A 14591-nucleotide genomic window follows, 5' to 3' on the forward strand; every position below is an offset into this window, starting at 1 on the left:
GATCTTCGGGCGTATCATTTCATATTCCAGGGAGCCTTAGCCCATCACTAAAGATCCTAGGCATTATCCCCAAGAAATAGACATACAAGCGAGCCCTAGAGAGGAGATACTTAGAGCGTACTTGTGTACACGCGTGTATACAGTTGTGTACACGTGGGTACACTGTTGTATACACACGTGTATACTTATCCCTTGTAGGTAGGAGGTATACGCTGGGGATCTCTACACCTTGGACACGGATACTTCTATCTTCGGCGTATGCTCCTTGACGACCTTGCCCTCGCACTATTGTGAGTTCATGCGTCAGCCCTGATCTTAGGGGGGAGGCTCTCGCCTAGTAGCAGAGCGAGGGACACATAGCTCCACTGCGATGGGTGATAGTAAGGTCTTGGGAATGGGATGTGTAGACGTTCTTTGTATCTTTGCGGGGTATACAAAGATTTAGATTATAGATAAGATAGGCATCGTGACAAACTATAGGAGTGCCCTCCCCGAGGGTGTGGAGCTACTCAAGCGACTAGCACACTACATACAGAGAGCTGGTGATCCCAGTTCACCCATCGAAGGGGTCGTGTGTAACGAAATCTACAGAGGACGCAACGTGCTCTACCGAATACAATGCCCCGAGGGGGACTTTGTCGTCAAGCATTTCGGTAAGCTGGGTTTCCTCCGCTCTACCTACTACGGATGGAGCAATAGCAGTAAGGCCAGACGCTCCTACCTAAACGCCCTACAGCTTCAGGTGATGGAGTTCCTGACTCCAGAGCCTATCGGCTACATAGAGACACATAGCCCTCTAGGGGCTCTCACGGACAGCTACTATGTCTGTCGCTATATCGAGGCCACAGAGGTGACACTACAGCCCTACGCTGCAGGGGAAGCCTATTCAGAAGACCTCATCCGTGCCCTAGGGCACTACTTAGCTGAGCTACATGAGTGTGGGGTGATTCACGAAGACCTTTCCCCAGGCAACCTCCCCTATGTGCGGGATGAGACCACAGGGCGATATGACTTCTACCTCATTGATCTGAACCGCATGCGCTTTGCCCCTTATCCGCTATCTCCTCGTGAGAGCATTCGCAACCTAGAGCGTCTCTTCCATTCAAGACGAGCCTGCGCTACACTTGCCGAGGCCTATACAGAGCGAAGGAGATGGGAGTTAGCCCCCTTCTCTGAGGTGCTCGAGAAGGCTTGTGACCGATTCTGGCTACGCCGACTCCCCAAGCTTGCCCTACGCTACTCCACGAATACCTATGGGCTCACCACCCGCAGGTACCTACGTCTCTATGATGGGTATCTGTGGACACGTCGCATACGGTATCTACTGCCTGCCTCATCTCTTCGGCAGAAGCTCTTCGAGCGAGAGGAAGCCTTCTATCAGCGCTACCTACGGGCAGAGGATGTACGCAGGAGCTTAGCTCGTCGGGAGGGCTATACTCACTAACCCACTTAGGACTAGACACGATGGATATCAAGACCAACCTCATCTACCAAATAGCCAAGCTACGGCTGCGTAAGATAGAGGGATACAGTAGCCAAGCAGAGTGGCTCCAGCTACGTCAGCTACGTCACATCCTCGACCGCTCCTCTCGGACAGAGTTCGCCCGAGAGCTTAGCCTGTCGAGGCAGACCAACTACCGCACCTACACCGAGCGTGTCCCACTACAGGACTATGAGGCCTGCAAGGGAGACATCGAGCGTATGATGCGAGGGGAGCGGGATATACTCGTCCCCGGCACGTGTAGCTGGTACGCCAAGTCTAGCGGTACGACAAGTGACCGCAGTAAGTACATCCCCGTCCCCTACCTCCACCTACAGCAGTGCCACTACCGAGGTGGAAGCGATGCGCTATGGATCTACCTCAGGAACTATCCGGATAGTCGCTTCTTCTCCACCAAGGGGCTCGTCCTCGGGGGGAGCCATTCCCCTGTGTCCGTAGGTAGCGGAGCGAAGACGGGTGACCTAAGTGCCATCCTCGTCGAGCACATGCCGCTCCTCGGGGAGCTCCTCCGTGTGCCCTCCAAGAAGACTCTCCTCATGGGCGAATGGACAGCAAAGATGCAGGCGATCGTCCGAGAGGTAGCACGTGCCAATGTAGGGAGCCTATCAGGCGTCCCCTCCTGGATGCTGGTCTTACTCAAGGAGGTACTTGCCTACACTGGAGCAAAGGACATCAGCGAGGTCTGGCCTTCGCTCGAAGTCTTCTTCCACGGTGGAATCAGCTTTAGCCCTTATCGGGAGACCTATCGAGAACTGATCCCCTCTAGCCGAATGCGCTACGAGGAGACCTACAATGCTAGCGAAGGCTTCTTTGCCATACAAGACGACCCGAGGGAGCAGGGGATGCTGCTGATGCTTGACTATGGGATCTTCTACGAGTTTGTTCCTATGAGCGAACTGAGCGAAGACCTCTCTTCCCTCCGTGCCATTCCACTCTGGGAGGTAGAGCTAGGACGAGACTATGCCCTCGTCATCTCCACCCTAGGAGGGCTCTATCGCTACATGATCGGAGACACGGTACGCTTCACCTCGTTGGCTCCCTATCGAGTCATCATATCTGGTCGTACGAAGCATTACATCAACGCCTTCGGAGAGGAGCTCATGGTGGCCAATACCGACGAGGCAATCTCTCGGGCTTGCCAAGCTACGGGGGCACAGGTCTCGGACTATACAGCTGCCCCACACTTCTTCCTCGAGCAGGGGAAGGGACGACACGACTGGCTCATAGAGTTTAGCCGAGCACCTGAGGATACCGCCCTCTTCGCACAGATCCTAGATGACCAGCTCCGTCGGCTCAACTCCGACTACGATGCCAAGCGGTATGAGGATATGACCCTCTATCCCCTACACCTAGAGCTAGCCCCCACAGGGCTCTTCCATAGCTGGCTAGAGGGGCAGGGTAAGCTCGGCGGACAGCACAAGGTGCCTCGCCTCTCCAATAGCCGTCGCTACCTCGAGGAACTCCTTGCCCTCCGAGACAGCACCCATCTCAGCTAATAATCCCCCGATATGAAACGTATACAGATCCGCCTAGCCCTTCTCCTACTCTACATAGCTGTGCTGGGCTACTTCTTCTACCCCACGGGGTCGTCACCTTTTGAGGGTGAAGGGCTGCGCTGGACACTCACCTTCTGTGGTGCAGGGCTTGTCCTCGCTGTACTCTACCTCATCCTACGCTACCGAGAGCGTCGTCGCTCCCAGTATGACTATGGGTATTACCCCAAGGACAAAGAAGAGGACAAGAAAGAGGACAAGGAGCGTAACCGCTAGGAGCCGTAGCTTCTCCCCTTCGCCTATCTAATGGGAGACGAAAAGGTCAAGAGCCGTACTCGGGATGATACCCGAGTACGGCTCTTGACCTTTTATACTGCAGTGGATTGTGCTTAGCTATGTCTACACCTTAGCTCCTTGGCTTGGGGCCCATGACGATGACGAGCTTACCCTGAGGACGGAGTTCATCGTGGGTGAAGGTAAGGGTCTTCGTGATGTCACGTCCGTTGATCGTGGCGGACTGCACGTACTTATTCACCTTGCTATTGCCCTGCACTTCGATAGTGAATGTACCCTTGGGCAGGCTAAGAGTAGCACGATCGACTAGTGGACGACCGATCATATACTCAGCCTTACCAGGGCAGACTTGGTAGAAGCCCAGTGCACTGAGGATATACCATGCTGACATCTGCCCACAGTCCTCATTACCAATGATCCCGTCTGGAGTAGGCTTATAGAAGTGATGCAGTACCGTGTCTAGGATCGCTTGCCCCTTGTGGGGGGCATCAGTATAGTTATAGAGATAGGCGATGTGGTGGCTAGGCTCGTTGCCATGCGCATACTGCCCGATGAGCCCCGTTATATCGCCCGACTGCTCTGCCCCATCGATACGAGAGGAGGTCGTGAAGAGGGTATCAAGGTTAGCCTCTAGGACACTCTTTCCTCCCATGAGAGCTAGGAAGCCCGTCATATCATGCGGAGCATAGAAGCTCCACTGGTAGGCATTACCCTCGGTATAGTCACTCTTTGCATGAGCAGAGTATCGGGGGTTGAAGGGTGTACGGAAGGTACCATTACCCATCACAGGACGCATCAGACGAGTCTCCTTGTCCCAGTAGCGACGGTAGTAGAGGCTACGCTTGTCATACTCCTTCATCACCGAGTCTAGGCCTGCAGCCTCTGCTATACGTGCTATACACCAGTCATCATAGGCCATCTCTACACCCCAGCTTACACTCTCGGGGATAGAGTCTGCAGGGACGAAGCCATAGCGTTCCTTGTAGTAAGGGTGACGTGTGATCAGGTCTAGCTCACGTGTGCCAGCGAACTTCTGTGCGAGATCCTCTCTATAGATAGAGCTACGCTGTGCAGCCTCTGTCCAGTGGCGGAGGTCTTCCCCCTTAGCGATGCCCTTAGCCACGAGGTCAGCGAGGACACTGACCGAGTGATAGGCGGGCATACACCCCGTGTAGTTAGAGGCAAGTGGCCAACGAGGCAAGATAGTCCCCTCATCATAGTCACTGACGAGACTGCGACCATAGCGTAGCGCTCGATCGGGATCAATGATCGTGAGCAGTGGATGTAATGCACGATAGGTATCCCAGAGGGAGAAGACTGTATAATGGCCATCACGTGGATCTGCATTCTTGTGTATCGCCTTGTCCATACCTCTGAAGGATCCATCGACATCCTGATAGTTATATGGAGCGATATGGGCATGGTAGAGGGCTGTATAGAAGTTGCGAAGTACGGCCGTATCCTGTGTCTCTATCTGGATCTTGTTCAGCACCTCTGCCCATACGACTCTGCTATCCTTGTGCACCTGATCGAAGTCCCAGTGGGGGAGCTCCGCCTGTAGGTTCCGCTCTGCTCCCTCTGTCGAGACGGGAGAGATACCCGTCTTCACGAGGATGGGCTGTGATCCATCGGGTAGGTAGACATGGAGCTCGAGGTCTGAGGTATCTCGCTTGAAGGTAGCCCCAGGACTAAGGCGTCCTGCCTGCTTGCCATCCCGATAGAGTACTAGGCTATCTGCGGGTAGGCTTAGATGAATACTATAGCTCAGCTCGTGGTGCTCTGCCCAGCCCTTGGTGTAGAATGTACCCTGGATCGTGGAGTCATTCACCAGATAGAGGTCATTAGCCACGACAGAGTGCCCCCAGTTGGGCTGTAGGATATGCCCGAGGTCTAGAAGCAGACGTCGCTTGGTACTGTCCTCATAGCTTGCTCTCAAGAGACCAACTCGATCTGTGGAGGTTAGCTCGGCTCGTATACCGAAGTTGCTTAGTCCGACAGCGTAATAGCCAGGAGAAGCAGTCTCTGTCCCCTTATCAAAGGTAGCGATAGGCCTTAGGCTATCGGCTCCGCTGTAAGGCAACAGAGCGACATCCCCAAGATCCCCTACCCCCGTCCCCGAGAGGTGCGTCAGGCTGAAGGCATAGATCACACTATCCGTAGCGTGGTAGCCACTGCTGGCATCCCAGCCGAGGAGGTGTGTATCGGGGCTGAACTGTACCATCGCATTCGGACGGGTAGCTCCAGGGAAGGTATGCCCATGCTCTCCCGTTCCGATGAAGGGATCGACAAAGGACAGAAGTCGCTCATCCAGCGTGCTACCCGTCGTACGTGGGGAGCAGGAGGGGGTGAGGGCTAGGGTCAATAGAGAGAGGGCGAGCGAGCCCACAACGAGCTTTGGTGGCGTCATAGATAGAGAGGAACTATAATATAGAGGGCGATTATGACTGCTGAGCGAAGGCTGCAGCAAAGAGGCGCATCTGGCGAAGCATCGAGACAAGCCCATTAGAGCGTGTCGGGGATAGGTGTTCCGAGAGACCTATTTCCTTGATGAAGTAGAGGTCTGAGTCGAGGATATCCTGTGGCGTCTGCCCATCCAGCACACGCAGTAGGAGACTTACAATCCCCTTGACGATGATCGCATCACTCTCCCCACTGAAGTGCACCTTGCCCCCCTCGTAGGAGGCTGTTATCCAGACACGGCTCTGACAGCCCTCGATGATATTTGTAGGGGTCTTATCACTCTCGGGTAGGGGCTCTAGTGTATTTCCCAGATCGATAATGAGGGCATAGCGATCCATCCAGTCCTCTAGGGCAGAGAACTCCTCTATGATCTCGTCTTGTATTTCGTTGATTGTAGACATTCTATATTATGCTTGAGTATAAGAGGTGCTCCGACTCTCTATCAGAGCTCCTCACGGATAGTAGTCGAGACGGTCTCTCCGACAGCTCGGAGTGTCTCGATGGAGATGATATTCATATCATCATGTGTGGTATGCCAGTGGCTACCAAAGCCCGTGGCACGAGTGGGATCAAAGTTGATCATATCGACACATGGGATGCCTAGGTGTCGAATGACGGGGACGTGGTCATCCGTCATCGCACCTCCGTTAGCCTGGACAAAGTACCCACCCCAGCCCAGCTGTGCAGCAGTGCTCCATAGGGCTGAGAGGATAGGACGGGCATACTCCCTAGAGAGTGTCTCCCAATAGAAGCGTGCTCCCTGAGCTCCGACCATATCGAGTAGGATACCGTAGCGAGCCTTATACCCAGGGGTATGGGGATGCTTAGCCCAATAGGTAGACCCTAGGCACCAGCTATCATCACTGCCACTCTGTCCCCCATCCTCGAGGTCAAAGAACACGAAGTCGATCGCACGCTCTGAGCCCAGTAGGCTCTCCTGACGTGCTATCTCCAGCAAGACCGCCACACCACTAGCCCCGTCATCGGCACCAAGTATCGGAGTGGACTGAGCGTAAGGATTAGGATCTTGGTCGGCGACTGGGCGTGTATCCCAGTGCGCCATCAGCAGGACTCGCTCACCGCTCCCCTCAGGGTGACGTGTGGCGATGATATTCGTCCCGCTGATGTCCTTGCCATGGTAGTCCTTGCCCTCGAAGGGCTGGAGTGTCACCTTATATCCCCACTCCCTCAGCTTGCTCTCGATCCAACTAGCGCAGGCACTATGAGCAGGAGTACCTGGCACACGTGCCCCTAGGGATACCTGATGCGTGAGGAAGCTATAGGCGGAGTCTACCTCGAAGGGGGAAGGGGTACGTCTCGTCTCCTCCTTAGCCCCCGTGGTATCGGCGGTCTCGGCCTTGCTCTTGCTCCCTCCACACCCGACTAGGAGTGTGGGTACGAGGAGCGCTAGGAGACCTAGACGCATGAGCGGTCTCATCTGCATAGTCTGATTCATCTTATTAGAAGAGGGAGGGCTTGTGAGGCTCCACGATGAGCTCCTCGAGAGGACGCTTGGGGACGTGGTGTCGTCCCTCTTCGTCCCGCCAATACTTCACCTCCTCGGGGTTACGAGCCTCCTCGAGGACGATGGTCTCGGCAGGCTTACCTAGGGCGATCACAGCGTTGATTGATAGATGGGTAGGAAGGTTAAACATACGAGCTATATCTCCCTTACCATAGCCATGGAAGATACACATCCCGTATCCAGCGTCTGTAGCGAGCATACCAAGGGCCTGAAGCTGTAGCCCCTCATCGAAGCGTCCTGAGGGTGCTAGTGTCGTATCCAGTAGCTGGATGAGATAGGCTCTCGGGCGTTCGCCCACTGCAGGGCCATCCCAGTCGGGGAGCATAGCTGCCCAGTGCTGTAGGGCAGTGATCTGGTTGCACTCCTCGGGGTCTGTCACGATGATATACTTCAGGGGTTGAGCGTTGCGCATCGAGGCTGTGTAGCGTATGACATTGAGCCAACGCTTGATCTGAAGAGCCTCAACGGGCGTTTGCTCATCGAAACGGCGGCACGTGCGATTCTGCTTGATTAGGGTTTCTAAGATGTGCTGCATAAGTAGAAGGTAGTTTATAGTGTAGGTAGGGCAAAGAGCCGACGTGCATTCTGGCTCGTTACCTCTGTAAGCGTATCTAAGTCTATGTCGTAGCAGTCGGCTACGAACTGGGCTGTATGGATGAGGTGACTGGGCTCGTTGCGCTTACCTCGCTTGGGCACGGGCGAGAGGTAAGGGGCATCTGTCTCTAGGAGCAGTCGATCGAGAGGAATCCTCGTGATGTAGTCCTTGAGGGAGCTATTCTTGAAGGTTACCACCCCATTGATCCCGATGTAGAAGTGCTCGAAGCTCAAAGCCTCCTCGAGCTCCTCCTCCGTACCCGTGAAGCTATGGAAGACACCACGTAGCTCCGGAAGAGCAACTGCCCTCAGGGTCTCGAACGCGCGAGCAAAGGCATCACGTACATGTAGGATCACGGGGAGCGAATAGCGGTCTGCCCATCCGAGCTGTCTACGGAAGACCTCCACCTGCTCGGCTTCGTATGTCCGATCCCAGTAGAAGTCAAGCCCTATCTCCCCGATCGCATAGACAGAGTGATGGGCGAGCTGCTCCTCCAGATAGGTCAAGAGGGCCTCGTAGTCAGCCCCCACGGAGGTAGGATGAAGGCCTATAGTCGGGTAGAGGTGGTCGGGGTGAGACTCGACGAGGCGAAGCATACGCTCCCAGCTTACCTGATCGACATTAGGCAAGACCATCTGACGTACGCCTGCCTCTAGGGCTCTCTGGAGCATGGCCTCTTGATCTTCGTCGAAGGCCTCGTCATAGATATGCGTATGGCTATCTATCAAGGATCTCCCCATTAGCTCTTCCTCCCTGCTAAGGTAGCGAAGAGCGTGAGGAGAAGATCACGTCCCTCCTCGCTCAGAGCTAATGGCTCTAGGAGCGAATAGGCACGTGCGGTGTGTGCCTCCACTGCCTGAGTGGCATAGGCTTGCACCCCGACTCGCTCATAGAGACTGCGTACGTGGGCGACCTGCCCCCTTCGCTCCTCAGGGCTAAGCTCTAGGATAGCACGAAGCTCCTCAAGCTCACTACCACGGAGCTGCTCTAGAGCATAGAGCAAGAGGAGCGTCTTCTTGGCATTGATGATATCGCCACCGATGGGCTTACCAAAGGTCGCTTCATCGCCATAGACATCAAGTAGGTCATCCTGTATCTGGAAGGCAAGTCCCAGCTCCACACCCGCCTCATAGAGGCTATGAGCGGTCTGGCTATCTGCTCCTCCGATGAGAGCACCGATCTCAAGCGAAGCCCCCAGTAGGACGGAGGTCTTGAGCCGTATCATCTCCATGTACTCTGCCACGGTGACCTCCTGCCGTAGCTCGTACTCCATATCCAGCTGCTGCCCGATACAGACCTCCATAGCCATCTTGTTGAAGGAAGCCAGGAGAGCTGGCAATAGCCCCTTGTCCTCCACCTCTGCTAGAGCGGTGTAGGCCTCGATGCTCATAGCATCCCCCGAGAGGATGGCCGTATTGTCCCCCCAGCGACGGTAGACCGTCTCCTGTCCTCGTCTCAGGGGAGAGCGATCCATGAGATCATCATGCAGGAGGGTGAAGTTGTGAAAGACCTCTAGGGCAACAGCTGCAGGGAGAGCCCTCTGCCACTGCTCGGTGAAGCAACGGGCGGCGACACAGCAGAGCAGAGGACGCAGACGCTTACCTCCGAGGCTAATCGTATAGTGAATGGGGGTGAAGAGGCCATGCGGTGAGCGGTGCTCCCAGGAGCGGTCACTCAGCTTCTCTTCGAGGGCTCGGTGCATACCGGCCAAGATATCTTTGGTTGATGACATTGATCGTATAGCTTGCTCTCGACACACGAGAGGGTACGTTAGCACTTGTTCATCGACGAGGGGTACCAAGGCTCTTCACTAAGAGTCCCCATCCCCTGTGACTAAGGCAAAGATACAATTTATACACCTATTCCCTCCCCCATCCTCCCAAGTGCACCGGACTGATAGATGAAATCACTAGAGGCCGAAGGCAAAGTAGTAGAGGAGCATACACCACAGATAGTGGCATCTGTCCCTAGGCGTAGACTATCCAAGCATAGACCTACTACCTAGGGGTGAAAAGTATACACGTGTGTATACAATAGTGTACTCACGTGTATACATCTGTGTACACGCGTGTACACTACCTCACTCTAAGTATGTCCTCTTATAGGGCTCTCGTATGTGCGTTCCCGAGGACTAATGCTTGACACTCCAGAGATATGGCTAAGAGCCCCTTGGGCACGAAATAATCCCCCTAGGGACAGAGAGGTGAAAGAAGAGAAAGAGGTGAAAGAGAGAGGAGAATATGAAAAGAGGTGATGTGTCAGCCCCGCCCAAAAGCATCCTCGGGTAGAGTATCCCGACCTACGGCTCTTAGGTCTATCACACTGACGGGGCATCCACTCTGACATAGGAGAAGTTGCTTAGTCCCCTAGATTAGGGTAGCAGGCTAGATAGTCAGTGTACAATAGCTACCTTTGTGGGCATAAGTATGAGAGATAATAGAGACTTACACATTGAGCCCACGGGCTGTCGATGGAGCGAACGCCGTAGATCACTTGTGGAGCTACTCCGCGTAGGTACACCGATCATCCTAGGACAGCTAGGGATCATCACGGTGAACTTCGCCGACAACATCATGGTCGGCAAATACCATACGGATGCCCTAGCCTCCGCCTCGTTTGTCAATAACATCTTCTCCGTCTTCTTCGTCCTAGGTATGGGCTTCACCTATGGGCTCACACCACTCATCTCCAGCTCCTTTGCACGAGGAGATCAGCCACGACTAGGGCGGCTACTGCGACATAGTAGTCTACTCAACCTCTGGGTGGGCGGAGCACTCACCCTCGCTCTGCTCGTGATCTATACGCTGCTCGGGCAGTTCAAGCTACCACCGCACCTCCTCCCTCAGGTACGATCCTACTTCATCCTACAGCTCATCTCGTTCGTCGTCTTCATGGCTTCGGGAGCTCTCAAGCAGTTCTTTGACGGGATTGGACGTACGAGGGTACCGATGTGGATCATCCTAAGCTCGAATGCGCTGAACATACTAGGCAACTACCTCCTGATATTCGGTGAGCTGGGAGCTCCCGAACTTGGGCTCTTCGGGGCGGGACTCTCTACCCTACTCGCCCGAATCTATATGCTCATCGCCCTAGTCTATGTCCTGCGCCGTAGTCAAGACCTCAGGACACCCTACCGGGCCTTCCGGGAGCGGGGCTGGCGTACCCCCTACATACAGCGTCTCTTCCGACTGGGTTTACCCATCGGGGTGCAGATGGGAGTAGAGGCAGGAGCATGGGCCTTCGCTATCCTATTGGTCACCCCTCTAGGAGTAGATGCCCTAGCTGTACATCAGATCCTAGTCACCCTGACTCTACTCGGCTACCTCGTCTACTATGGTCTAGGAGCAGCAACGACGATACTCGTGAGCTGTGCCCACAGCACGGGGGACAAGAGACGGGCAAGGCAGACCGCCGTTATAGCTCTCGCTCTAGCAGAGGGCACAGCCCTAGTGGTCATGCTCGGGCTACTCGTCCTGAGGCATCAGGTCGGGTATATCTTCAGTGACGACCCAGCCGTCATCCTGATGACCTCCGTAGCTGTCATCCCTATGGCGCTCTACCAACCCGGAGATGCCCTACAAGTGATCTATGGCAATGCCCTAAGAGGTATGGAGGATGTCAAGCGCATGACCCTCTATGCCTGTGCTATTCACCTCATACTCGCTCCTTTGCTCTCCTACATCTTTGGGTTCCTCATGGGTATCGAGGATGCAGGGATGAGGCTCACGGCTATATGGAGCTCCTTCCCCATCAGTCTCCTACTGCTGGGTGGACTCCTATATAAGAGGTTCTATAGGATCACTAGATAGCTCTCCCGCCTACAGTGCTAGGATACTAGAGAGCCCCCCACAGACCGGTATAGGTCTGTGGGGGGCTCTCTGTTACTATGATCCCAAGGGGAGGATGCTAGATCTTGAGCCCTAGCCCTAGGGTAAATGTTGCGTTCTTGAAGCTATTCTTATCACTGATCTGTAGCTTCCTCAGCGTGGAGTTCTCCTTATCCAAGGTATTGATCAGACCATGCGTATAGCGTAGGTCTATGAATAGTCCCTTAGTGATCAGGAACTCGGCACCGAGGCCTATCCCGAAGTCAATAGAAGCAAAGCTATCCCTACTGAGCTTCACAGAGTTTCCCCCGAGGGCGAGCTCCTGAGATGGAGTACCGACGAGGAAGCCCAGCTGAGGGCCAGCCATAAAGGAGAGATTACCTACACGGAGCTTAGCCATCACAGGGATGTTGATGTAGCTCGTCTTGAGGCGTAGGGAGAGCGTCTGTCCTAGACGAGTCACCTCCCAGCTAGCACCCTGCTGGCTATAGAGCACCTCGGGCTGTAGGGCGAGGTAGGAGGTCACGGGTAGCTCGGCGAGAGCCCCTATGTAGAAGCCTCCTCGTCCCTTCATATCGACACCATCGATCTTAGCACCATTGAGGGTGGAGTAGCCGAAGCCCCCCTTTACCCCAAAGCTCTGAGCGTGGAGCCCAAGCGTGGAGAGTAGGAGGAGGGACATTGCAAATAGTTTCTTCATCTTATTGTTCTTACTCTGAATTATTGGGGCTACAGCCCCATGGACGACATTGTTTCTCGTTACCTTAGCTAAACGGAGGAAGAGGGCTAGATGGTATGCAGTGGGTTGGATGGCACGGAGCATAGGACATAGTCCCCCCCTTGCCACGGATAGAATATGCGGATATTAGTCCCTCGGCTAGAAAGCTTCTTGAGAGGAGTTAGACAGCTAGAGAGCGGAAGAGGTCGGCGAAGATCTCCGTATAACGCTCAGGGCTGAAGTCACGTGCTATACGCTCCCGTCCTAGACGTCCCATAGCTCTACGCTCCTCGGGGTGCTCTAGCATCCAAAGGATAGCCTTAGCCAGCGCTTCGGGATCTTGGGCAGGTGCGAGTAGCCCTGTCTCACCCGGTAGGATCAAGTCCCTACTACCCGGGATGTCACTGACGATCGTGGGCAGAGACAGAGACATTGCCTCACGTACGACACGTGGAGAGGCATCACGCCAGCTCGGGAGGACATAGACATCGGAGGCAGCCATATAGCGCATAGCCTCGGGTCGCTCACCGAGGAAGAGAATATTGGAGGCAATCGGACTGGACTGGACGAAGAGCCGCTCGTGCTCATCATAGTCTCCCACTAGCGTTAGTCCGATCCTATCATCCTGAAGTAGTAGCATGGCTTCTAGTAGGGTGTGCAGCCCCTTGAAGGGACGCCCCCTATTGTTGGCGACCATCACCAGACGCAGGGACTTCCCCTGTAGCTCGGGTAGCTCGATGGGAGAGCGAAGAGCTTGATCAGCCCAGGGTAGAGAGAAGGGCTTGGTCGCCACCGTGAGCTTTGATGGAGAGAAGAAGGTGCTTAGGTAGGCTGCCACATGCTCCGTCTCACAGACGATATGATGTACCCGAGGGTTCAGGATACCGAGGTAGTAGGTAGGATCTGTACGACGAATACGAGCTCCGGTCCCCCGGTAGGCGATATTCTTCACCGAGGAGAATAGGGTCGCTAGGAGTGCATTCGATAGCCCCGAGCTCCCCGGGGAGTAGGTGTGCGTGAAGTGATACTGACGCACATATCGGCGCAGGAGACGACACACTGGCAGATTTACCTTGCCCGTGATCGGGGGACAAGGTAGGTAGGTTACCCCCCGCTCAACGACAGCAGAGGCGATACCCTCCCGAGTCATGTACACCTCGAAGTCTGGAAGAGCCGCAAGCCCCTCCGCTAGGATGATCGTAGACTCATCGGCCTCACGATGGGTGATGAGTAGACGGATATTGGTCGCTGGATAAGACATCTATACTAGGATAGGAGAGATAAAAGAAGCTGACCTCACCACACCTCGCCCCTAGGATAATCACGGGGCAATGGTGTAGTGAGGTCAGCAGTTAGATCAGCATATCGAGAGAGAGGGAAGACTAAGCCTTAGGCTCGAGAGCCTTTGCCTCCTCCCAGAGGGCATCCATCTCACCAAGGGTCATATCCTTGATAGAGCGACCCTGCTCTTTGGCTTTTGCCTCTATATAGCCGAAGCGATGAATAAACTTCTCATTCGTACGGCTAAGGGCATTGTCGGGATTGATCTTGTACTTACGAGCAGCATTGATCACACTGAAGAGGAAGTCTCCGAGCTCTGCCTCCATGGCATCGGCATCATGGTGAGCTACGGCCTCGCGAAGCTCCTGGAGCTCCTCCTCGACCTTAGCCCAGACGTCCTCGGGCTTCTCCCAGTCGAAGCCCACACCACGAGCCTTATCTTGTATACGATAGGCCTTGATGAGGGTAGGTAGGGAATCGGGGACACCCGAGAGGACGGTCTTATTACCATCCTTCTCCTTTTGCTTTAGCTCTTCCCATCGCTCTAGAACAATATCGGTACTCTCGGCCGTAGCCTCCCCATAGACATGGGGGTGACGGTAGATGAGCTTATCACAGAGCGCATGCGAGACATCAGCGATATCGTAGAGCCCCTTCTCCTCACCTATACGGCTGTAGAAGACGATATGCAGGAGGACATCCCCGAGCTCCTTCTTGATCTCCTCGGGCTCTCCCCTGAGGAGAGCATCGGAGAGCTCATAGACCTCCTCGATGGTATTCGTGCGAAGGCTCTCGTTGGTCTGCTCCCTATCCCAAGGGCACTCGACACGCAGGCGCTCCAGCACGTCTAGTAGACGGCTGAAGGCTGCGAGCTTCTCTTCTCTTGTATGAGACATC

13 protein-coding genes are annotated in these 14591 nt (G+C 54.7%); 4 read left to right on the forward strand and 9 right to left on the reverse strand.

The features are described from left to right. The first annotated feature begins 466 nt into the window (after positions 1–466). Genes QZ170_RS00910 through QZ170_RS00920 form a run of 3 tightly spaced genes read left to right on the forward strand, consistent with a single transcriptional unit; the run spans position 467 to position 3270 of the window. The gene (locus QZ170_RS00910; RefSeq protein WP_297175936.1) at positions 467–1444 is read left to right on the forward strand and encodes a lipopolysaccharide kinase InaA family protein; all 978 of its coding nucleotides are present in this window, start codon (positions 467–469) and stop codon (positions 1442–1444) included. A 20-nt stretch (positions 1445–1464) separates the two neighbouring features. After that, a complete protein-coding gene (locus QZ170_RS00915) occupies positions 1465–2997 on the forward strand; it encodes a GH3 auxin-responsive promoter family protein (protein ID WP_297175937.1) in 1533 nt (510 codons plus the stop codon). Positions 2998–3009: 12 nt separating this feature from the next. After that, positions 3010–3270 carry a hypothetical protein gene (locus QZ170_RS00920; protein WP_297175938.1) on the forward strand — a complete coding sequence of 87 codons (261 nt, stop codon included), beginning with the start codon at positions 3010–3012 and terminating at the stop codon, positions 3268–3270. A 130-nt stretch (positions 3271–3400) separates the two neighbouring features. Here the strand turns inward: QZ170_RS00920 and QZ170_RS00925 are convergent, their stop codons facing one another. The 6 genes from QZ170_RS00925 to QZ170_RS00950 are packed head-to-tail and all read right to left on the reverse strand — an operon-like array spanning position 3401 to position 9600. Beyond that, positions 3401–5695 carry a GH92 family glycosyl hydrolase gene (locus tag QZ170_RS00925; RefSeq protein ID WP_297175939.1) on the reverse strand — a complete coding sequence of 765 codons (2295 nt, stop codon included), beginning with the start codon at positions 5693–5695 and terminating at the stop codon, positions 3401–3403. A 31-nt stretch (positions 5696–5726) separates the two neighbouring features. Continuing rightward, the gene (locus tag QZ170_RS00930) at positions 5727–6149 is read right to left on the reverse strand and encodes a SufE family protein (protein WP_297175940.1); all 423 of its coding nucleotides are present in this window, start codon (positions 6147–6149) and stop codon (positions 5727–5729) included. A 41-nt stretch (positions 6150–6190) separates the two neighbouring features. After that, positions 6191–7204 carry a M28 family peptidase gene (locus QZ170_RS00935; RefSeq protein WP_297175941.1) on the reverse strand — a complete coding sequence of 338 codons (1014 nt, stop codon included), beginning with the start codon at positions 7202–7204 and terminating at the stop codon, positions 6191–6193. Positions 7205–7208: 4 nt separating this feature from the next. Further along, entirely contained in the window at positions 7209–7808 is a 600-nt protein-coding gene (locus QZ170_RS00940) for a nitroreductase family protein (RefSeq protein WP_297175942.1), read from the reverse strand. Between the two features lie 14 nt (positions 7809–7822). After that, the gene (locus QZ170_RS00945) at positions 7823–8608 is read right to left on the reverse strand and encodes a TatD family hydrolase (RefSeq protein WP_297175944.1); all 786 of its coding nucleotides are present in this window, start codon (positions 8606–8608) and stop codon (positions 7823–7825) included. Beyond that, entirely contained in the window at positions 8608–9600 is a 993-nt protein-coding gene (locus QZ170_RS00950; RefSeq protein ID WP_297175946.1) for a polyprenyl synthetase family protein, read from the reverse strand. The genes QZ170_RS00945 and QZ170_RS00950 overlap by 1 nt, the downstream gene beginning before the upstream one ends. A gap of 694 nt (positions 9601–10294) precedes the next feature. Between QZ170_RS00950 and QZ170_RS00955 the strand changes: the two genes are divergently transcribed. Continuing rightward, entirely contained in the window at positions 10295–11677 is a 1383-nt protein-coding gene (locus QZ170_RS00955; protein ID WP_297175948.1) for an MATE family efflux transporter, read from the forward strand. Positions 11678–11774: 97 nt separating this feature from the next. Here QZ170_RS00955 and QZ170_RS00960 read toward each other — a convergent pair whose 3' ends face one another. The 3 genes from QZ170_RS00960 to mazG all read right to left on the reverse strand — a co-directional run bounded on the left by QZ170_RS00960 (position 11775) and on the right by mazG (position 14590). After that, positions 11775–12395 (reverse strand): porin family protein, encoded by a 621-nt coding sequence (locus tag QZ170_RS00960; protein ID WP_297175950.1) that lies wholly within the window; start codon positions 12393–12395, stop codon positions 11775–11777. 199 nt (positions 12396–12594) lie between these two features. After that, the gene (locus tag QZ170_RS00965; protein ID WP_297175952.1) at positions 12595–13674 is read right to left on the reverse strand and encodes a glycosyltransferase family 4 protein; all 1080 of its coding nucleotides are present in this window, start codon (positions 13672–13674) and stop codon (positions 12595–12597) included. A gap of 121 nt (positions 13675–13795) precedes the next feature. Continuing rightward, positions 13796–14590, reverse strand: a complete 795-nt coding sequence (gene mazG / locus QZ170_RS00970) for a nucleoside triphosphate pyrophosphohydrolase (protein WP_297175954.1) — start codon at positions 14588–14590, stop codon at positions 13796–13798. Between the last annotated feature and the right edge of the window lies 1 nt (position 14591).

The sequence above is a fragment of the uncultured Porphyromonas sp. genome (assembly GCF_905372525.1).
GTDB lineage: Bacteria > Bacteroidota > Bacteroidia > Bacteroidales > Porphyromonadaceae > Porphyromonas.